This window comes from Aliirhizobium sp. YIM B11859, from assembly GCF_057163345.1.
In genome coordinates this window covers 1,073,472-1,094,229 of sequence record NZ_JBXHAY010000001.1, presented here as the reverse complement: position 1 = coordinate 1,094,229, position 20,758 = coordinate 1,073,472, and the positions used below count along the sequence as shown (strand labels likewise).

Sequence of the window (20,758 nt, the reverse complement as noted above, 5' to 3'; positions counted from 1 at the left end):
CGATCAGACAGTTACGATCCGGGCAATCGGGTCACCGGCCCGATAACGAGCCGGTACGATATGCTGGTTACTTGGTGGCCGTTTCGGTCTTGACCGGCTCGCCCTTGACCTTCACTTCGACGATATAGGAGCGCATGGCGCGGACCTTGACGCCTTCGGCGATCTCGATTTCGAGTTCGTTGTCGTCGATGACCTTGCTCACCTTGCCCATCAGGCCGCCACCGAGAACCACCTGGTCACCGCGACGCACTGCGTTCAGCGTTTCCTGGCGCTTCTTGGCCTGGGCGCGCTGCGGACGGATGAGGAAGAAATACCACACCACCATCAGGGGTGCGAACAGCATGACCATCTGCAGGATCGAATCCGTGCTGGAAGGGGCAGCTGCACCACTCGCCTGGGCGAATGCATCGGTAATAAACATCGAGAACTCCTAAAACTATCGGAGACTCCCCGCCCCCGTTCAAGCCGCCGGAATATAGTTGCGATGGGTCGGATTGCAACAGAAAGCGGCACTTGGCCGTACCGAATCCACGGCAGAAAGCCTTTAAGCACGATGACTTGCGTGTTACCGCGGCCATAAGTAACGCCGATGAAGGAAAAAACGCCCGATGAGCGACGATTTCAACGCACAGGTGCTGACCGAGATAAGGCGCCTCGCCGATGCGCTGGAACGGCTGGCAGGACCCGCTCCGGCAGCCAACGACTGGAACGCCGCCGACTGTTTTGTCTGGGTTCCGACCAACCTGCGGCTGCAGCCGGTGTCGCGGCCGAACCGTGTCGCCCTGACGCTGATCCGCGGTGTAGATCACGTCCGCGATATCCTCCACGAGAACACCCTGCGGTTTGCGGAAGGATATCCGGCCAACAACGTCCTCCTGTGGGGCGCACGTGGCATGGGCAAGTCGTCTCTGGTCAAGGCAATCCACGAAGACGTCCGCAATTCTTCCGGGGTGCCGCTGAAACTGGTCGAAGTCCATCGCGAGGATATCGCCTCCCTGCCCGGGCTTCTCGATATTCTCAAGGCCTCCGGCCAGAGGGTTATCGTCTTCTGCGACGACCTTTCCTTCGATCATGACGATACCGCCTACAAGTCGCTGAAGGCAGCGCTCGACGGCGGCATAGAGGGCCGGCCGGATAACGTGCTCTTTTATGCGACCTCCAACAGACGGCACCTTCTGCCCCGCCACATGATGGAAAACGAACAGTCGACCGCGATCAACCCGTCCGAAGCCGTCGAGGAAAAGGTCTCCCTATCCGACCGTTTCGGCCTGTGGCTCGGTTTCCACAAATGCAGCCAGGACGACTATCTGGCGATGATCGACGGTTATGCCGGCCATTTCGATCTCGGCCTCGATCAGAAGACCCTGCATGCGGAGGCTCTGGAATGGGCAACCACCCGCGGCGGCCGCTCCGGCCGTGTCGCCTGGCAATATATCCAGGATCTTGCCGGCCGGATGCGCAAGCCACTCGGCCGCATCTGATTTCAATCGACCTCACGAATGCAAAAAAGCCCGGCACTACCGGGCTTTTTCGTCGTTCCCTTGAAACGCACTACATTATTCAAGGAATGTGATCGGGTTCACCGGAGTCGCGTCCTTGCGCACTTCGAAGTGAACCTGCGGGCGCTGCGCGTCGCCGCTCATGCCCGAAGAGGCGAGCGTCTGGCCGCGTGTGACCTTCTGGCCGCGTGTGACGTCGATCGCCCCCGCATGACCGTAGACAGTGACCTTGCCGTCGTCGTGGCGCACCAGAACCGTGTTGCCGAGCTGCTTCAGACCGTTGCCGGCATAGATGACGACACCGTTTTCGGCAGCCTTGATCGGCGTGCCTTCCGGAACCGAGATGTCGATACCGTCATTGCGGCTGCCATTGAGGTTGGCACCGTAACCGGCGATCACCGCACCGTTGACCGGCCAGCGATATTTGTCGATGCCTGTTGACCGCGGCGCGGTCGAGCCGTTGTCGGACTTTTTCTCGACATCACTGAGCGATGCGGTTTCAGCCGCGACAGGCTTGGCCGGTGCAACAGCAGGTTCTGCCTTGGCGACAGCCTGCGGTGCAGCTTTCGGCGCTGCCGGCATCTGTTCTGCAGGCTTTTGTGGAACCGATGCGGTGCGAACCGGATCCGTCGTACCGTTTGCCACTTTCAGTCTCTGGCCGATACGGACGGAGCCGTCATTCAGGCCGTTTGCAGCCTTCAGCGCATCGACCGAGGTGCCCGTGTCACGGGCAATCTTCGTCAGCGTGTCGCCGGACTTCACCGTATACGTGCCATCCAGCGGCTTGCCGCCGGGAGGAGTGACCTTTGCGGGCTCCGCAAGGGACTTGTCGCGCGACGCAGACGGCAATACGGCCAGCTTCTGCTCCGGTTGGTTTGCCGGCTCAGGTGCGCGGTTCTGCAAATCGATATCGGCAGTCGCCGTCTTGGCCGAGTTGCGGGCCGGGCCGAAGGTCGGAATGACCACGGCCTGACCGGCTGCAAGCGAGCCGCCGTTTGCCCGCAGGATTTCCTTTTCCGGAACGCCGTAACGGTTGGCGAGTGTCTTTGCGGTCTCGCCGGGCTTCAGCGTCACATGCGGCGCATTCGTCGTCGACCAACCGGACATAGGCTTGACCGTACCGGTCGTCAGATTGTCGGCAGAGCGGGTTGCAGCCGGCGCCAGCGGGCGCATGTTCGACTGTTGCGACGGGAACGGCTGAGCCATCGCCTGCTGGCGGTTCTGCGGCTCAATGCCTGCCGAACCGGAAACTGGGGGGAGGCTGCCTGGGGCAGACAGTTCGGAGCGCTGAACGCTCATTGGAGCAGATGCTGCCCGCGCCGGAGACGTATATCCACCGGACGGATAGGATTGTGCCGAAGCAACGTTATTCGATCCGTAGGCAGGCTGAGGCGGCAAGGCCTGGCCCGACGCCAGATCACCGCGCGGCACGGGCGCCTGACCGTAAGCACCACCGCCCTGACGCTGCGGGATGGAGGCAGTGGTCATTGTATCGGTCTCATTGAAGAGACCGGAAAAACGGTTCGCATCAGAGCTGCAACCCGTTGCGGCACTGGCCAGCAAGGCGGCCGCTGCGAATTTGACAACGGATTTACCGAACTTGGATGTACTCTTATGACGCATTAACTCGACCTACTCATGACGCAACCATCATGAGAGTCATTAAAGCCTGTTAGTCTTACCGGTCAGTTAAGGCGACACCCCAAATATCAGTTTTTTGTCAAATTGCTAACCATGCTCAAGAGGCTCAGAGAGCGGCCGCGACATGCGGAATGAGCGGAAGAAACGGTACGGGGAACAGATCTTCGCGCTCGAAACGGCTTCCCGTCTTGGTCAGGCGCACCATCAGGCATGTCTCATCATCGGTCAGAAGTGGCGCAATCATCGATCCGCCATGGGTGAGTTGATCGGCATAAAACCGCGGCAACGCAGTAAACGCGGCGGTTGCCAGAATACGGTCGAACGTGCCCTCGCCCGGCAATCCGTTGCTGCCATCGGCGTGACGGATGACGACATTGCGCAGGCCGAGCGCATCCATGCGCCCGCTGGCAGCCGTGGCAAGCGTCCGGTAACGCTCGACGGTCATCACCCGTTCGGCGATCCGGCCCATGACGGCGGCCGTGAACCCGCTGCCCGTGCCGATTTCAAGCACGCGATGGCCCGGCTTGACCTGAAGCCTGTGCAGCAGACGCACCGCGACATCGGCGCCTTCCATGAAGGCACCGCAATCGATCGGGATCGTACGGCTGGAATAGGCCTCGTCAGTCAGGGGAGCGGGAACGAATTGCGAGCGCGGTGTCTGTTCGACGGCGGTCAGCAGATCGAGATCGGAAATCCCCTCGGCTCGCAGGCGTAGCACCAGAGCGGCAAAACCTTCCTTCTCGACCATTCCCGATTTCAACCGGCCACTCCAGTATCCAATGCGGCAGCAAGACGATCCTGAACCGAATAGTCGGTCAGGTCCAATTTCAGCGGCGTCACGGAAATCCTGTTCTCCTTGAGCGCCTGGATATCGGTTCCCTCACGGAAATTGCCTTTGCGTTCGGAAAACTTGAGCCAGTAATAGGGCCGGCCCCGGCCATCCTCGCGCGCATCAATCATCAGGCCGAAATCGAGCTTGCCCTGGCATGTCACCTCGGTGCCTTGAACATCCTCCTTGGCGCAGTGCGGGAAGTTGACATTGAGGAAAGTGCCGGCCGGAAGATCCACCTCGATCAGCTTGCGCAGAAGCGCCGGTGCGAAGGTTTCGGCCACATCCCACGGAGTGAAACGGCCATCTTCCTTGCGGGCGGCCTGGCTGACCGCTATCGACCGCACCCCTTGCAGCGTTCCTTCGATCGCCCCGGCGACCGTGCCGGAATAGGTGACGTCGTCAGCCATATTGGCGCCGTCGTTGACGCCGGACAGAACGAGGTCCGGCTTGCGGTCCATGATCTCGCTGATTGCCATGATGACGCAATCCGTCGGCGTCCCGCGCAGCGCGTAACGCTTGTCGTCGATCTTGCGCAGCCTGAGCGGCTCCGACAGCGTCAGCGAATGAGCAAGCCCGCTCTGGTCCGTCTCCGGCGCGACGATCCAGACATCGTCGGAGAGCGTTCTTGCGATCCGTTCCAGAACCGCAAGGCCCTCTGCGTGGATACCGTCGTCATTGGTAAGCAGAATGCGCATGCCGATTAAGTCCTTCAAGCCTTTTCGATTTTCGTCAGGCCACCCATGTAGGGCAAAAGGACATCCGGAATTGTGACGGAACCGTCTTCGTTGAGGTAATTTTCCAGAACCGCGATCAGGCAGCGGCCGACGGCCGTACCCGAACCATTCAGCGTGTGGACGAAACGCAATGCCTTCTCATCCTTGACGCGGTAGCGGGCATTCATCCGGCGCCCCTGAAAATCGCCGCAGACAGAGCAGGACGAAATTTCGCGATAGGTGTCCTGCCCCGGAAGCCAGACTTCGATATCGTAGGTCTTGCGTGCACCGAACCCCATATCGCCAGTGCAAAGCGTCATCGTGCGGAAATGCAGCCCGAGGCGCTTCAGCACGTTCTCGGCACATTCCGTCATGCGCTCGTGCTCGGCAACCGAGCTTTCCGCATCGGTGATCGACACCAGTTCACATTTCCAGAATTGGTGCTGGCGCAGCATGCCGCGCGTGTCACGGCCGGCCGATCCCGCTTCCGAACGGAAGGAAGGCGTCAATGCGGTAAAGCGCAAAGGCAGTTTTTCCTGTTCGAGGATTTCGGCGGAAACGAGGTTGGTGAGCGTCACTTCCGCAGTCGGAATGAGGTAACGACCGTCGGTCGTCTTGAACAGATCTTCCTCGAATTTCGGCAACTGGCCGGTGCCAAACATCGCCTCGGCCTTCGTCATCAGCGGCGAAGAAACCTCCGTATAGCCATGTTCCATCGTATGCGTGTCCAGCATGAACTGGCCGAGCGCGCGCTCGAGTCTCGCCAATTGGCTGGTCAGGATGGTGAAGCGCGAACCGGAAATCTTCGAGGCGCGATCGAAATCCATGTAGCCGAGCGCTTCGCCGATATCGAAATGCTCCTTGGCCGGATGGTTCCACCGCGGCTTTTCGCCGACAACCCGGGCAACCACATTGTCGTGTTCGTCCTTGCCCACCGGCACATCGTCAAACGGGATGTTGGGAATGCGCGACAAGGCGTCGTCGAGGGCGGCGATAGCATCGCGTTCCTCCTGCTCCGCGGCCGGCATGGTTTCCTTGATCAGGGCAACTTCGGCCTTGAGCTTTTCCGCCAGTTCGAGGTTCTTCTGCCCCATCGCCGCACCGATTTCCTTCGAAGCGGCGTTGCGGCGGGACTGCATGTCCTGAAGTTTCTGGATCACGCTGCGGCGGCGATCGTCCATCGCAACCAGCACCGCCGCCATGGGCTCGGCGCTGCGCTTCTTAAGCGCCTCGTCGAGAGCCTGTTCGTTTTCACGGATCCATTTGATATCGAGCATCGTCCCTAGCCTTCAACGCGAACAGCCGCGCGCTTGACCGACGGGAGACCTCAGGTCTTGTCCGTCTCAGTCTCGGCAACATCCGACGAGGCCTGCTCATCGACAGTCTCCTCGGCGCGTTTGCGCTCGACGAGTCGCGCGGCATAGATGGAAATCTCGTAGAGAAGGATGGTTGGCAGCGCAAGGCCGATCTGGGACATCGGGTCCGGCGGCGTCAGCACGGCTGCGGCGACGAAAGCGAGAACGATCGCGTATTTGCGCTTTTCCCTCAGCCAGTCGCTTGTCAGCAATCCGACGCGTGCAAGCAGCGTGGTGATCACCGGCAGCTGGAAGACCAGACCGAAGGACAGCACCAGCGTCATGATCAGGCTCAGATATTCCGACACGCGCGGCAGAAGCGAAATGCCGACTTCACCTTCGGTCGGCGCCTGCTGCATGGCCAGGAAGAACCACATCACCATCGGCGTGAAGAAGAAATAGACCAGAGCGCCGCCCAGAAGGAACAGGATCGGTGACGCGATCAGGAACGGCAGGAAGGCCGAGCGCTCGTTCTTGTAGAGGCCGGGAGCGACGAATTTGTAGATCTGCGAGGCGATCACCGGGAAAGCGATTACCAGCGCGCCGAACATCGCCACCTTCACCTGGGTGAAGAAGAATTCCTGTGGCGCCGTATAGATCAGCTCGGATTTGGCAACGTCCAGACCGGCCCAGATCACCGCCCACTTATAAGGGATCACGAGCAGGTTGAAGAGTTGCTTGGCGAAGAAGAAGCACACCACGAAGGCGATGAAAAACGCACCGATCGACCAGATCAGGCGGGTGCGCAGTTCCATCAAATGTTCGATGAGCGGCTGCGGCTTGTCCTGGTAGTCTCCGCTCATGCTTCATCCTTCGGCGTGTCTGTCTTTTTTACGGCGCGCTTGCGAGTGGCCGTTTTGGCAACCGGCACGTCAGGAAGTGCAGATGCTGTCTCGACCACTTTCTTCGGTGCAGCCGGACCGCGCTTCGGTTTGGCGGACGCTGCGGCAACGGAGGCCTTCGGCGCAGAAGCAGGTTTGGCAGTTTTGGCCGCCGGCTGGGCAGCATCGACGACCTTGGTCGCTGCCTTGCGCGGAGCGCGGGCTTTTTTCGGTGCGGCTTCCGTCTGGATGACCGCCGGGGCGGGTGTCACGGATGACACAGTGCCCGCAGCAGACGCCGTCGCCGGGCTTGCCGCGACAGCTGCAGGCTTGCCGGCAGCCGGTTCCACGCTCGCCGACACTTCGGGAGCAGCCGAAACGGGCTCGACACCTTCCACGGCCTTCAGCGCCTCGACATCGGTCGCACTCAGCTCGGAGGCATTACCCTCGACCGAGCCCGGAACCTGGGTCGCCTTTTGCAGGTCGGCCTTGATATCCTGCCCCATCTGACGAAGCGGATTGATCGCATCGCGGAGCGCATTTGTCGGATTAAGCTTCTGCGCGTCGGATATCGTCTTGCGGACGTCATCCATGTCGGCTTCTTTCAGCGCTTCATCAAATTGTGCCCGGAAGTCACCGGCCATCTTACGGAAATTAGCCGTCATCTTGCCGAATGCGCGTATCATCGGCGGCAGGTCCTTGGGACCGACCACGACGATGAGAACGACCGCAATGACGAGCAGTTCGGTCCAGCCGATATCAAACATGCAACGAGGCTCCTGAAACCGCCTGCCCGATCATTAAGAGCGGGTGGTTTCCTTGACCTCTTCCGCCTTGTGGTCGACGGTCTTGGCTGTATTTGCTTCCTGTGCGTCGTCGTCGGACATGCCTTTTTTGAAGCTCTTGATGCCCTTTGCGACGTCGCCCATCAGTTCAGGAATCTTGCCACGTCCGAACAAGACGAGCACGATCGCCAGAACGATCAGCCAATGCCACACACTGAAAGAACCCATTAGTCCAACTCCAATTCGAATTTCGGTAACGATGTAAGCTCTTTGTGATGCTTTTTCAAACACCAATATTGAATGATGCAGTAGTAATCACGCCGTCGTTAACACGAGTGACCTTTCGCTCACGGGTAAGTCGCCCCGGAGCGTATGAAGGGTGCTATTCTTCGTCACCGCCACTTGGGCTGAGCAGGCCGAGTTCCTCGAGATCAAGCTGGGTGATCGGATCTTCGTCTTCCGCCACGTCGTCGCCGAGGCCTGGTATCGGAATGTGGAAGCCGGGCGGGATACGCCCGCTGAGCAGGCCGGCGCCCTTGAGCTCTTCGAGGCCCGGCAGGTCGCGCAATTCCTCGATGCCGAAATGATCGAGGAAATCGGGCGTCGTGCCAAGCGTCACCGGCCGGCCGGGAGACCGCCGACGACCACGGAAACGCACCCAGCCCGCTTCCATCAGGACGTCGAGCGTTCCCTTGGATGTCTGCACGCCACGGATTTCCTCGATCTCCGCCCGCGTGACCGGCTGGTGATAGGCGATGATCGCCAGAACTTCGAGGGCAGCACGGGAGAGCTTCTTGACCTCGTTATCATCCTTGCGGATGACGAAGGAGAGGTCGGCGGCAGTCCGGAAAGCCCAACGGTCGGCGGTGCGCACCAGATTGACCCCGCGGTTCGCATAAGTCTGCGACAGCCGTAACATCAGCGCACCGATATCGGTTCCCTGCGGCAACCGGTCGGCGAGAAAGCTCTCGGTCACAGGCTCCGCCGAGGCAAACACCAGCGCCTCCGCGATCCGCTCCGCCTCAAGGTCGGAAAACGGCATCGCGGCCCCCTCGCCCGACTTTTCGGCCACCGGAACCTCGGCTTCTACGTCATCGGCGACAACGGTCATTCCTGATCTCCGCCGGCCGGCATTTCGGATCCCGGCCTCGGGCGCGTTCCGGCGCGCAGATAGATCGGCTGGAATGCGCCATCCTGACGGATATCCAGCTTGCCTTCGCGCACCAGCTCCAGCGACGCGGCAAACGCGCTGGCAGTCGCCGTCACCCGGTCTTCGGGTGGCAAATAGGGAAGAAGATAGGTTTGCAATGCGGTCCAGTCGGCGATCTCGCCCAGCATCCGTGTCAGAAGCTCGCGGGCATCAACCAGCGACCAGACCTTGCGCCTTTCGATCGTCACCTGCGTGATCGCCGTACGTTGCCTGAGGTTGGCATAGGCAGACAGAAGATCATAGAGGCTGGCGTCATAGGCAGATTGCACCCGGTGCGGGATATGTTCCGGGGCACCGCGGGCAAAAACATCACGCCCCAGCCGGTCGCGGTTGACGAGCTGGCTTGCCGCTTCCCGCATTGCCTCGAGGCGACGCAGGCGGAAGGCTAGCGTTGCGGCCATCTCCTCGCCGCTTGGGCCGTCATCAACCTTGATCTGCTGCGGAATGAGCAGGCGTGACTTCAGATAGGCAAGCCATGCCGCCATCACCAGATAATCTGCGGCAAGCTCGATGCGGACGCGCCGGGCACTGTCGACGAAGAGCAGATACTGTTCGGCAAGCGCCAGAACCGAAATCCGCGACAGATCGACCTTCTGGCTGCGCGCCAGATGCAGCAGCAGATCGAGCGGACCTTCGAAACCGGCCACATCGATGACAAGCGCCGGGTCGTCGACAGCACGCTCGGACACGTCCTGCCAGAGCTTGTCCATCGGAATGGCGCCCTGCCCCGTATTCACCGCCAACCCGTTTACCCTTCCCATTTACCGTCAGGCGACGGCCGTTAATTGCCGGAACTCTGCACGCAACGCCTGTTCGGCAGAACCGTCCGCTGCAGCAAAACCGCGCTCCACCGCCGATGCACGGGCAAGCGACTTGCCTTCAAGCACCACGACTTCCTTCGTCACCGCCTTCATTTCGTCCATCAGCCCGTTGCAATGCAAGACAATATCGCAACCGCCCCCCATGATTCGTGCGGCCCGTTCGCCGATCGTGCCCTTGAGTGCGTTCATCGATGTGTCGTCGGAGATCAGCAGCCCGTCGAAACCGATATGACCACGGATCACCTCGTCGATGACGATGGGCGAGATCGTCGCCGGATCGGCATCGTCATAGGCGGTAAAGACGATATGCGCACTCATCGCCATCAACTCGTCCTTCATCGCCACGAAGGGCAGGAAGTCGTGAGCCTCGAGCTCGGCCCGGGAGGCTGTGACGACCGGCAGTTCGAGATGGGAATCGGCCATGCCTCGACCATGGCCCGGCATATGCTTCATCACCGGCAGCATGCCACCGGCTTTCAGGCCTTCGGCCGCCGCCTTGCCCATCTCTGCAACAACGTGCGGATCGAAACCATAGGCACGGTCGCCGATGACGTTGCTTGCCCCTTCGACCGGCACATCGAGAACCGGAAGGCAATCGACGGTGACGCCGAGCCTGAGGAGATCAAAGGCATGCAGGCGCGACATCAGCCAGGCGGCGCGCAAGCCCTTCTGCCGGTCATGCCTGTAAATTTCGCCAAGTACCGCTGCAGACGGATAACGCTCGATCATCGGTGGCCGGATACGCTGCACACGGCCGCCCTCCTGATCGATGAAAACAGGTGCGTCGGGCCTGCCGACAGTATCCCGCATGGCTGCAGTCAGGTCGCTGATCTGCTCCAACTCCAGGCAGTTGCGGGCAAAGAGGATAAAACCCCAGGGCCGCTCGTCGCGATACAGCGAAATCTCGTCTTGCGTCAGCGCCGCGCCGCTCGCGCCGAGGATCATGGCCTTCGATACCGTCATGTCGAGTTATCCAAAGTGAGAAACTGAACGAAAAACGGGGCGCAACGCGCCCCGTATGTCTCGGCTGAAAAATACGATCAGCGTGCCACGAGGCAGCTGCCGCCGGCGACGCGGTATTTTTCGCACATCGCCACGGCCTGCTCCTTGCTGCCGGCCGGGATACGGACGCGGTAGAAGGTTCCCTTGCCAGCGACTTCGGCAGCCTTGATGTCCACGCCGCGTCCGCCGATCACGCTGCCGAATTTGGTCGACAGGTTCTGGTAGGACTTCTGCGCATCCGCCTGGGATGGCAGGGAGGCGATCTGGATCACGTAACCGCCTTCGCCGAGCGAAGCGACCTGCGTGTTCTGGGCAGCAGCCGGAGCGGCCGCTGCAGCAGGCGCACGCACATTGCCCTGCCCGCTGACGCTGGCAACGACATTGACGGGCTGCTGCGAAGGACGGGTGACCGGAACCGGCGCGCGGACGGTTGCAGCAGGCGCAGTATCTGCCAGCTGTTCGATCGCGGCGGGAGCCTGGGCCGTCGCCGGCATTGCGGAGGCGTCACCTGCCGTATTCGCCACAGGCGCGGAAACCGGAACGACACCCGCCGGATGGGCAGCGGGAGCCGCCGCGGTCGGGAATGCCGCCGCAGTCTGGCCAGACGCGGCTTGAACAGGCAGGTCGGACTTGGCGGCAGCCGAAGCGACCTTTTCGGCCTGCCCGGCGTCGACTTCCTGCTCGACCAGCGTTCCGTCGGCACGAACGATCATCGTCTTGACCTTGCGCGGCATCACCGTCACGGCCTGCTGCTGATCCTGCGGCAACAGACGCGGATCATCCGCCTCGCCGGTATCGGCAACCTGGCTGTCGTCTTCGCCTTCAAGCGGAAGCGTATCGGGCATCAGCGTCTTCTGGACGACATCGACCGGCTCTTCGCTGCTCGAAATAAGCTGCTGCTGCTTGGGAGCCTCGGTTGCCGCACCGGCAACGCGATCATAAACCGCCTTGTCCTGGTTCGGCACGGTCTTGCCGCCCGGATTGGCCGGCGCGACCTTGACCGGTTCACTGTCGGCGGCAATCACCACCGGCTCTCCGTTTCCACTGATATTGCCTGCAGAACTGCCGAACCAGGCATAGGCGCCGGCTCCGCAGATCGCCAGAACACCAACGGCCGCAAGCGGAGCGATCCAACGTCTGGACGAGGAGCGGCCCTGATCATAATCGACATTCTGCTCGATCTCTTCAGAGGCAGAATAACGATCATCGGCAGCAATCGGCGCCGTCAGGCTACGGCGGAAATCTTCTTCCAGAGCCCGTTCGAAATCATCGAGGTCGGCATAGACCGACTGCGGCTGGCTTGCGGCTGGCTTTGCAGCTGCCGCCGGCTGCGTTTCTGCAGCGGCGCGCTGGGGCGCAACGGCTTCCGGTGCCTCCAGCAGTGAGGCAAGCTCCGCGTCGATGTCGAGATCGAAATCGTTGCGATAGACCGGCTCCGGCCTGTCCTCGACCGTCAGCACGGGGACATCGAGTTCGGCAATCACTTCCGGCTGCTCTTCCGGTTCCGCAATCAGCGCCGGATCGAATGGAACGTCGTCATCGAGATCCGCGGCGGTTTCACTAGCGCGGCTGCTAGGGGCCGGCGCAGTCGAAAAGGCAGGGGCGGCAGCGACAGCCGCCGTCATGACGGGAGCGACAAAGGCCGGCTCGACAAAGGCTGGCGCGGCAGATGCTGGCGCAGCGGAAACGGGCTGTGCTGCCGCCTGCATCGGAGCCCGCACAGGCGCTACAACCAACGGCGGCTCGATCTTCTTGTTCTCCTCGACCACCATATCGGCAAGATCGAGTTCGAGATCATCCAGGGCCAGTTCGAACTCAACATCCGCAAACGGATCAAGATCGAAATCGTCACTGACCGCAACAGCTTCGGCAACAGGTGCCACTGTTGCCGGCGACTGCGGCGCAGAAACAGGTGCGGCCGGCAGGACCGAAGCTGCCACCGACGGTGCAGCGACATTTACGACCGGAGCAGCGGAATGAGCCGGCACCGAATAACGATCAACGTCGTAAAACAGTGCATCGAGTTCCGTAAACCGATCACCCGCACTCTTGGCAGGCGCCTCGGCACGCATTGGCTCTGCAACACGCACGGGTTCGGCCGGACCGGCAAGCGGGATATCCATGACCGGCACGACAGGAGCCGGCATTTCGGCCACCGGCGCGACGATGAGGGCGGGCGTATCGATCGACGGTGCAGGCGAGACAGCGGCCGTCGGCTCGAACTTCGCTCCCGCCGCCGGATGCTGCGACACGACGCCTGCACCGTGCTGGAAATTCGCCAGCGGCATACGGAAGCTCGGCGTGAAGCCGCCCTTGCGCTTCATATCGGGAAGAGGCTCAACGGCCGGAGCTGCAACGATTGACGTCTCCAGTTCCGCGGCCAGATCGAAATCGTCGAAAGCGATCTCCGGCTCGGCAGCAACAGGAACGTCGGCCATAGCGGAGGAAGCCGGCAGGTTCGTCTCTGCCAGATGCTCTTCCTCGGTGATCTGCAGCGAAGAAAACGTATCGAAATCGCCATCATCGCTCGGCATGGCGGAAGCCTCGCCATGAACCGGCTCCGAGGCAACAGGCTGCCGAGACCATTCCTCGGCGGCGGCAGGTGCCGGCTCCTCGACGGGATTGTTGCGCGTGAAGAATTCCGCCGGCAATTCCGGCATGCGGAAAGACTGGACCTCCGCGGGCGCACCAAACGACGGCACGGCGCGGGAAACGATCTCTTCGCTTGCAGCTACATGGGTGATGCCCTGCTCCAGAGCATCATCCGCAAGATCATCGACAGGATCGAGCCGCGGCGCATCATAGCGCTCGAACTCCCGCAGGAGTTCATCTTCCAGATTGAAGACCGGATCGCGGCGAGGCGCCGCTACGGATGCAGCAGGAGCGGGCGCCGGATTTGCAACCACCCTGTCTTCATAACCGACGATCCGTGCGAGCTCCGCCAACGGGTCGCCATCAGCAAAGAAATCCGGTACGTCATTCCGGCTACGCGCAAGGTTATTATCAGCCATTGCCTCGTCCACTCACCTACATTGCTACGCTCTGCCAGAGCAATGTGGGCAAATGACGGCGTTTTTACCGCATTTCCTCCGGTGCCGCCGTGCCCGTAATCGTGAGGCCAGACCTCAATACGGAAGCAACAGCTTGCACCAGCCCAAGTCTGGCAACGCTCAATTCTCGGTTTTTGTCGTTAACAAATCGTAATTCAGGTTGTTCTTTACCTTTATTCCAGTGCGCATGGAAGAAGCTTGCCACGTCATAGAGGTAGAATGCGATGCGATGCGGCTCCTGCGAAAGCGCTGCGCTCTCGACGATTCGTGGATATTCGGCAAGCTTTGCGACCAGCTGCAACTCGTTCGGATCGCTGATCTCGCCGACATTCTCAGCAAGATCGAGCGAATCGATATCGAGATCCGGGAAGGCATCCCGGGCCTGACGGAAGACCGACATGCAACGGGCATGTGCATACTGCACGTAAAAGACGGGATTATCCTTCGACTGTTCTGTCACCTTGGCGAAGTCGAAGTCGAGCGGTTCGGAATTCTTCCGGTAGAGCATCATGAAGCGGACCGAATCGCGGCCGACTTCATCGACGACCTCGCGAAGCGTGACGAAATCGCCGGAACGTTTCGACATCTTCACCGGCTCGCCGTCGCGATAGAGTTTTACCAGCTGGCACAAAAGCACCGTCAGCTTCGCCTTGCCGTCCGACACGGCCCGCGCAACCGCTTCCAGGCGCTTCACATAACCGCCGTGATCGGCGCCGAGCACATAGATCATCTCGTCGAAGCCGCGATCATACTTCTCCTTGAAGTAGGCGACGTCGGCCGCGAAATAGGTGTAGCTGCCGTCCGACTTGATCAGCGGCCGGTCGATATCGTCGCCGACTTCGGTGGAGCGGAACAGCGTCTGGTCACGATCCTCCCAGTCTTCCGGCAACTGCCCCTTCGGCGGTGGCAGCTTGCCCTTGTAGACATGTCCCTTGAAGGTAAGGTCGTTGATCGCCGCACGGATAGCTTGGGCGCCATTGGCATGCAGGGCACGCTCGGAGAAGAAGACGTCGTGATGGACGTTGAGTGCTTCGAGATCCTCGCGGATCATCACCATCATGGCGGCAACGGCGCGATCCTTGACGATCGGCATCCATTCATCCTCAGCCATGTTGTGCAGCCGCGGGCCGAATTCCTCGGCAAGCGCGTTGCCGACCGGCACCAGATAATCGCCCGGATAAAGCCCGGCCGGAATATCGCCGATATTTTCACCCAGAGCTTCCCGGTAACGCAGGAAAACGGACCGTGCGAGCACCTCGATCTGGCCGCCCGCGTCGTTGATGTAATATTCCTTGATGACGTCGAAACCTGCAAACCCCATCAGGTTGGCAAGCGCATCTCCGACGACCGCACCGCGGCAATGGCCGACATGCATCGGCCCCGTCGGATTGGCCGACACATATTCGACATTCGCTTTTTTGCCGGCACCGACCTTGGAGCGGCCGTAATCCGTCCCGTCGGCGATGATCGCGGCGAGCAGGCGCTGCCAGTAAGCGGTCGAAAGCCGGATATTGATGAAGCCGGGACCGGCGACGGAAACTTCGCTGACGTCGGGATCGTCGCGCAGAGCCGCCGAGATCAGATCGGCAAGCGCACGCGGATTGGTTCCGAGCGGCTTTGCCAGCACCATCGCGGCATTGGTTGCCACATCGCCATGACTCTGGTCCCGCGGGGGCTCGATCGTCAGACGTGCAAAATCGACTTCGCCGCGCTTTTCCTTGATAATATCAATAGATTCAAGCACGTTCTTAATTCTTTGATCGAAGTCAGCAAACAGATTCATGTCACATACCCACGCCTGATACAGCGCAGGCCCTTAGAAAGCCGGTGATTGTTGGACGAGGGCCTAGCGCAAATCGGGAGTCTGGTCAAACAGCTCGCCATGCACCCGAATGGCATAGGTGTCCGTCATCCCGGCCAGATAATCGGAGACATGGCGAGCCTTTGCTGCCTGTTTCAGTCCGGAAATATGGTTGACCCAGTAGTGACTGCGCATCAGCGTCGGATCGCTCATATAGGCATCGAAAAGGTCGGTGACGATCTTCGAGGCACCGGCGCGAATGCGCATGATGTCCGGATGACGATAGATACGGGCAAACAACAGCTTCTTGATCAGCCGGTCGGTCTCGGCCATTGCCGGTGAAAACGTCGCGATCACACGGCCGGCGGCGCGAACATCTGCAGCGCTTTGCGGGTCGATGGCAGCAAGATTGGCCTGCGCCACGCCAATCACGTCTTCGACCATATGGGTAATCTGTCGGCGCGTCACCTCATAGGCGAAGCGGCTTGGTTCGAGGTTTGGATATTTTTCCCGCACCTGACGCATCAGCTCGGCAAGGAACGGCACCTCCTCCAGCATCTCGAAAGTCAACAACCCGGAACGAAGACCATCGTCGATGTCGTGGGTATTGTAGGCGATATCATCGGAAATCGCTGCGACCTGCGCTTCGAGGCTGGCGAAGCTTGAAAGCTCCAGGTCATGGATCAGGCAATAATCGCGGATTGGCTGCGGCACAGGGCCGTGCAGCCCCTCGCCTTCGGGCGTCATAAGGGGACCGTTATGCTTGACCAGTCCTTCAAGGCTTTCCCAGGTCAGGTTGACGCCGTCGAACTCGGCATAACGGCGTTCCAGCTTGGTGACGATCCTGAGCGACTGGGCATTGTGATCGAACCCGCCATAGGGCTGCATCACCTCGTCAAGCGCATCTTCGCCTGTATGACCGAACGGCGTATGGCCGAAGTCATGCACCAGCGCCACGCCTTCCGCCAGATCCTCGTCGAGCTTCAACGCCCGCGCCAATGCCCGGGCGATCTGGGCGACCTCGATCGTATGGGTGAGCCGGGTACGGTAATGATCGCCGTCCGGGCTGATGAACACCTGCGTCTTGTGCTTCAGTCGCCGGAACGCAGTTGTATGGACGATACGGTCGCGGTCGCGCTGGAATTCGGAACGGGTAAGGCTGCCGTCCTCGGGGAACATCCTGCCGCGCGATGCGTGCGGATCCGATGCATAGACGGCCCGCTCGCCGCCGCCGAAACCGAGCATCCTGGTATCGATTGTCATGCCTTCACCTGCGTTTACGCCTTCCTGCGGCATCAATGGCACATGGCGTTGCATCAGAACCATTGACGTGCCGTTCACGTCTTCATACCTATAGTGCAGCCGTGCGCAAAGCCGGTGACATCTATCTTCGAGTTATTTGGGCATCTGCCCGAAGCTCACCGGGCCTTCACCCCGGCAGGAGACGAAATATGAGTGAAAACGTAACCCTCTCCGATTCGGCCGCCAAGCGCATTGCCGAGATTGTCGCGGCCGATACTGGCAAGCAGGCGCTGCGCGTCTCCGTCGAAGGTGGCGGCTGTTCCGGCTTTTCCTACAAGTTCGACCTTGCGGGCATGCCCGAAGCCGATGATGTGGTCATCGAGAACGGCAATGCCAAAGTCCTGATCGACAGCATGTCGCTCATCTACATGGCCGGCTCCGAAATCGATTTCGTCGATAACCTGCTTGGCCAGTCTTTCCAGATCAAAAACCCCAACGCGGTGGCAAGCTGCGGCTGCGGAACCAGTTTTTCGATCTGATCCGGCTTTCCTCTTGCGCGCTATCGGCTAAAAGAGACCGATGGCTTGCAAGGTGGATATGGCATGAAGATCGCGACCTGGAACATCAACGGCGTCAAGGCACGCATCGACAACCTGCGCCAGTGGCTGGCTGACAGCGCGCCGGACATCGTCTGCCTGCAGGAAATCAAGTCTGTCGACGAGGGGTTCCCGCGGCTTGAGATCGAGGCGCTCGGTTATCACGTCGAGACCCATGGCCAGAAGGGTTTCAACGGCGTTGCGATCCTGTCGAAGATCCGCCCCGACGAAGTGATGCGCGGCCTGCCCGGCGGCGAAGGTCCCGATGGCACGACGGACGAACAATCCCGTTATATCGAATGTGTCTTTTCCATCGAGGGCGGCGCCATCCGCGTTGCCTCGATCTATCTGCCGAACGGCAATCCGTCAGATGATCCGGTCAAATACCCTTACAAGCTTGCCTGGATGGAGCGGCTGCGCCGTCATGCACAGGCTTGCCTCGCTCTCGAAGAGCCGCTCATCCTCGCCGGCGATTACAACGTCATCCCCGAACCGCATGACTGTTACGATCCTGCCGCCTGGGCGACCGATGCGCTGTTCCTGCCAAAGACGAGGGAAGCCTTCCGGCGCCTGGAAAACCTTGGACTGACCGATGCCGTGCGCGCCACGACGGACGCGACCAGGCTTTATTCCTTTTGGGATTATCAGGCTGGCGCCTGGCCGAAAAACAACGGCATCCGCATAGACCATCTTCTTTTGTCGCCGGAAGCGGCGGATCGCCTCAAGGCAACCTCGATCGAAAAGCACGTGCGGGCATGGGAAAAGCCGTCCGACCACGTTCCGGTCGTCGGCATCTTCGATTTCGCCGCCTGACGGATCAGATGCAGCCGGGACACCGGCTGCCGCAATCTCGCCTGATCAGTCGTCCGTATCGGCCATTTGATGCGACAACGCGACGGCGCCGCGGCGATCCTTCTCGTCGGCGACGGAAAAGGCCTGTTCCTGAAGCTGTTCCATCCAGCCGCAATCCTTGATGGCGCAGCGATCCAGTGCTGCGGTCATGAAGGCGAGGCCTCTGACCATCTGCCCTTCCTGGAACAGGATATTGCCGAACACCGCCATGGCGCCCGGATGGCCGGTCTTGCGCGCTTGGTTCAGCCATTTCTTGGCTTGCTGGATATTGGCGCTGCCACCGTCACCAGACAACATCATCCGGGCAAGCTGGTATTGCGCTTCCGCGACGCCGAAGGTCGAGGCAACCTGGAAATACAGCTGACGCGCCTGATAGAGGTCCGGCTTGACCGGGCTGCCGGCAATGCCGTGGCTGTAATAGCTGGCAAGAGACAGGAGCGCATTGACGAAAAAGCCGGTGTCTTCCGATCCGGGCTCCACCCCTTGCGCGGCGATTTCGTTATAGATCTTGAAGGCCGTATAGTCGTCCTTGGCCACGCCATCACCGAAGGCATACATGTTGGCCAGCGCCCAGCGCGAGCCGGTATGGCCTTTCTCGGCGGCATAACGATAGGCTTCGACGGCATCTTCCTTCTGGCCGTTCTTGTAGGCCTTGAAACCAAATTTGAAGAGATCGAAGGGACCGGACTCCTTCGTCACGCCGGCCTTGATGTCAAAGGCCAGAGCAGACCCGGCACAAAGCGCCGCCAACGACAGTCCTAGAAGCAATACTCTCATGGATCCGGTGTTAGACTTCCGCATGGTTCAGTTTCTTTCAACCCGCGCACAGCCAGTGGCCGACGCGTGCATTATTGGCCTTGCGGAAAGAATATCCGGACGACGTGTCCAGGAGACTTCTCTTCCCGACAGGCAAGCGAAACTGTAGGTGCCATTTTCGGCAAGACTAGGACCCCGCAACACGGCTGATGACCGGCCGGAAAGCGAATGAGAAACTCGCTTATCCGAGACGACAAATCCCTGTTTATCTTTAGAAAACCCGCCCATGACACTCCAACGTGCACGGCCAGCCCCCGCGGGCCGCGCTCTTTACTTAGCTATCGCTGCGCCTCGTTTGTGGCGGGAAATGGACAAAAGTCCCACCCCTGAGGCACGGCGTGATCGTCACAAAAAAGTGTTGCGAAATCGTCACAGAATTTTAGTGGCAGATAAAACAAGCACCCAAGCAAAAGCCCGGCAGAACCCGGGCTTTCGTCAGTGCGGATAAGAAAGATCAGAAGCGAACTTTAACACTTGTCGAGATAGCCGCCACGAGATCATCGTCGAAATCGTAATTGGCATCTTCTCCATATGTCTGGCCCGCGATCTGGACCGTTCGCGACGAGCCGCCGGTCATCAGGCCGAGAACCCCAGCAAGCCGGAATTCGACATTCTTAGTAGGTGCATAGGCAGCACCGACGCCGAGCGTCCATGTATCGGTCTGACTCCCGTATCCCTGCGAGGTGCCGCGATCCCAGGTCACGCTGACCGCACCGCTCCACTGCTCGTTAAACTTGTGGCCCACGCCACCGGTAACCGTCCAGCCGTCCCGATAACCAAGATCGAGTGTCGTCACGGGCCGCGGTAGCGAGCAAAGCACGAAACTGGCCGAATTGCAGTAGAATGGAACCTTCTGGAGCTGGCTCCAGTCCGTCCATTTAACCGAGCCGAAAGCGAGCCAATCGGGTGCGATACCCGATTGAACCTTTAGTTCCAGCACATCCGGCATATTCTGCGAGCCGTAAACGTCGAAAGCCGGCGTGCCATTCACCTGCGATATGTCGAGCTTGCCTGTAATATCGTCGAGCTTGACCTCGCTGTTGTAAACGAGACTGGCGCGAAACGCATATTCAGGGATCTCATAAGCAACACCGGCGCGCCAACCCCATCCGTCTCCCTTGAGATCGAGGCGCCCGACGCCGCTCAATGGCACGGGCAGACCGGAAAAATCCTGCACCAATTTTTCTTGGAAACCATAGACTTCTTGATAAAAGCCGCCACCGATCACCCGAAGCTGCCCTGGGCCAGCATCGAACCGATAGGAACAGGTCAAAGCATAATTGCGGCTTTTGACTTCGGTTTCGATATCCTCGTTGGCTCCCGCCCAGTTACGACCGGGATTTTTGTGCGCGCCCCAGGGTTCGGAATAGTCGAACATACAGTCCGCATCGTCGCCTATCGCCGCCTTCACGCCAATGCGAGGCGACCAATAGTCTTTACTTCCATTTGCAGAATCCCGCAGACCCGTGAGATCGCCACCGCCACTCGTTCCTGCGCTCAGGCTGAACGGCGTGCCGTCAATGTCCTTCACATTCTTCAATTTGCGGTCCGGCATCACGAATACGGAGGTGGCTTCGGCGGCAAATCGTGATGTGTCGAATAGAAGATCGATATTGTAGCCGCCGCGCTCAAGTCCTCCCGCGAGCGCCGGTGCCTGCAATATCCCGACGGCTGCCAAAGCCAGGATACCGCTCTTGATCGTGTGTCCTACCATTATTTTTC

The 20,758-nt window shown here is 60.2% G+C and carries 19 protein-coding genes; 3 read left to right on the top strand and 16 right to left on the bottom strand.

Annotated features, from left to right (window positions below):
* Positions 1-67: 67 nt before the first annotated feature.
* Complete coding sequence (gene yajC / locus AC2GXZ_RS05070; RefSeq protein ID WP_483758013.1) at positions 68-421, bottom strand: preprotein translocase subunit YajC; 354 nt, start codon at positions 419-421, stop codon at positions 68-70.
* Between the two features lie 187 nt (positions 422-608).
* Here yajC and AC2GXZ_RS05065 point away from each other — a divergent pair, with 187 nt between their 5' ends.
* The gene (locus AC2GXZ_RS05065) at positions 609-1,481 is read left to right on the top strand and encodes an ATP-binding protein (protein ID WP_483758012.1); all 873 of its coding nucleotides are present in this window, start codon (positions 609-611) and stop codon (positions 1,479-1,481) included.
* 75 nt (positions 1,482-1,556) lie between these two features.
* On the opposite strand, the gene AC2GXZ_RS05060 is transcribed toward AC2GXZ_RS05065, so the two are convergent.
* From AC2GXZ_RS05060 to AC2GXZ_RS05000, 13 genes are all read right to left on the bottom strand, one after another.
* On the bottom strand, positions 1,557-3,122 hold the full coding sequence (locus tag AC2GXZ_RS05060; RefSeq protein ID WP_483758011.1) for a peptidoglycan DD-metalloendopeptidase family protein: 1,566 nt from the start codon (positions 3,120-3,122) through the stop codon (positions 1,557-1,559).
* 124 nt (positions 3,123-3,246) lie between these two features.
* Entirely contained in the window at positions 3,247-3,900 is a 654-nt protein-coding gene (locus tag AC2GXZ_RS05055) for a protein-L-isoaspartate(D-aspartate) O-methyltransferase (protein WP_483758010.1), read from the bottom strand.
* The gene (gene surE / locus AC2GXZ_RS05050) at positions 3,897-4,667 is read right to left on the bottom strand and encodes a 5'/3'-nucleotidase SurE (RefSeq protein WP_483758009.1); all 771 of its coding nucleotides are present in this window, start codon (positions 4,665-4,667) and stop codon (positions 3,897-3,899) included. Before surE ends, AC2GXZ_RS05055 begins: the two co-directional genes overlap by 4 nt.
* Before the next feature lie 14 nt (positions 4,668-4,681).
* Positions 4,682-5,962: a serine--tRNA ligase gene (gene serS / locus AC2GXZ_RS05045; RefSeq protein ID WP_483758008.1), complete on the bottom strand. Its 1,281-nt coding sequence runs from the start codon at positions 5,960-5,962 to the stop codon at positions 4,682-4,684.
* 50 nt (positions 5,963-6,012) lie between these two features.
* Positions 6,013-6,843, bottom strand: a complete 831-nt coding sequence (gene tatC, locus AC2GXZ_RS05040) for a twin-arginine translocase subunit TatC (protein ID WP_483758007.1) — start codon at positions 6,841-6,843, stop codon at positions 6,013-6,015.
* Positions 6,840-7,628 carry a Sec-independent protein translocase protein TatB gene (tatB, locus tag AC2GXZ_RS05035; RefSeq protein WP_483758006.1) on the bottom strand — a complete coding sequence of 263 codons (789 nt, stop codon included), beginning with the start codon at positions 7,626-7,628 and terminating at the stop codon, positions 6,840-6,842. Before tatB ends, tatC begins: the two co-directional genes overlap by 4 nt.
* 33 nt (positions 7,629-7,661) lie before the next feature.
* Complete coding sequence (locus AC2GXZ_RS05030) at positions 7,662-7,874, bottom strand: twin-arginine translocase TatA/TatE family subunit (protein WP_483758005.1); 213 nt, start codon at positions 7,872-7,874, stop codon at positions 7,662-7,664.
* 154 nt (positions 7,875-8,028) lie between these two features.
* A complete protein-coding gene (scpB, locus tag AC2GXZ_RS05025; RefSeq protein WP_483758272.1) occupies positions 8,029-8,688 on the bottom strand; it encodes an SMC-Scp complex subunit ScpB in 660 nt (219 codons plus the stop codon).
* 65 nt (positions 8,689-8,753) lie between these two features.
* The gene (locus AC2GXZ_RS05020) at positions 8,754-9,566 is read right to left on the bottom strand and encodes a segregation and condensation protein A (RefSeq protein ID WP_483758271.1); all 813 of its coding nucleotides are present in this window, start codon (positions 9,564-9,566) and stop codon (positions 8,754-8,756) included.
* A 57-nt stretch (positions 9,567-9,623) separates the two neighbouring features.
* A complete protein-coding gene (nagZ, locus tag AC2GXZ_RS05015; RefSeq protein WP_483758004.1) occupies positions 9,624-10,640 on the bottom strand; it encodes a beta-N-acetylhexosaminidase in 1,017 nt (338 codons plus the stop codon).
* Positions 10,641-10,717: 77 nt separating this feature from the next.
* Positions 10,718-13,690, bottom strand: a complete 2,973-nt coding sequence (locus AC2GXZ_RS05010) for an SPOR domain-containing protein (RefSeq protein WP_483758003.1) — start codon at positions 13,688-13,690, stop codon at positions 10,718-10,720.
* A 64-nt stretch (positions 13,691-13,754) separates the two neighbouring features.
* A complete protein-coding gene (gene argS / locus AC2GXZ_RS05005; RefSeq protein WP_483758002.1) occupies positions 13,755-15,512 on the bottom strand; it encodes an arginine--tRNA ligase in 1,758 nt (585 codons plus the stop codon).
* Positions 15,513-15,575: 63 nt separating this feature from the next.
* Positions 15,576-16,793, bottom strand: coding sequence for a deoxyguanosinetriphosphate triphosphohydrolase (locus AC2GXZ_RS05000; protein WP_483758001.1), 1,218 nt, complete (start codon positions 16,791-16,793; stop codon positions 15,576-15,578).
* A gap of 188 nt (positions 16,794-16,981) precedes the next feature.
* Between AC2GXZ_RS05000 and erpA the strand changes: the two genes are divergently transcribed.
* On the top strand, positions 16,982-17,311 hold the full coding sequence (gene erpA, locus AC2GXZ_RS04995) for an iron-sulfur cluster insertion protein ErpA (RefSeq protein ID WP_483758000.1): 330 nt from the start codon (positions 16,982-16,984) through the stop codon (positions 17,309-17,311).
* Between the two features lie 63 nt (positions 17,312-17,374).
* Positions 17,375-18,181, top strand: a complete 807-nt coding sequence (gene xth, locus AC2GXZ_RS04990; protein ID WP_483757999.1) for an exodeoxyribonuclease III — start codon at positions 17,375-17,377, stop codon at positions 18,179-18,181.
* A 45-nt stretch (positions 18,182-18,226) separates the two neighbouring features.
* Here the strand turns inward: xth and exoR are convergent, their stop codons facing one another.
* Entirely contained in the window at positions 18,227-19,021 is a 795-nt protein-coding gene (gene exoR, locus AC2GXZ_RS04985; protein WP_483757998.1) for an exopolysaccharide production regulator ExoR, read from the bottom strand.
* 469 nt (positions 19,022-19,490) lie between these two features.
* The gene (locus AC2GXZ_RS04980) at positions 19,491-20,750 is read right to left on the bottom strand and encodes an OmpP1/FadL family transporter (protein ID WP_483757997.1); all 1,260 of its coding nucleotides are present in this window, start codon (positions 20,748-20,750) and stop codon (positions 19,491-19,493) included.
* Positions 20,751-20,758 lie beyond the last annotated feature (8 nt).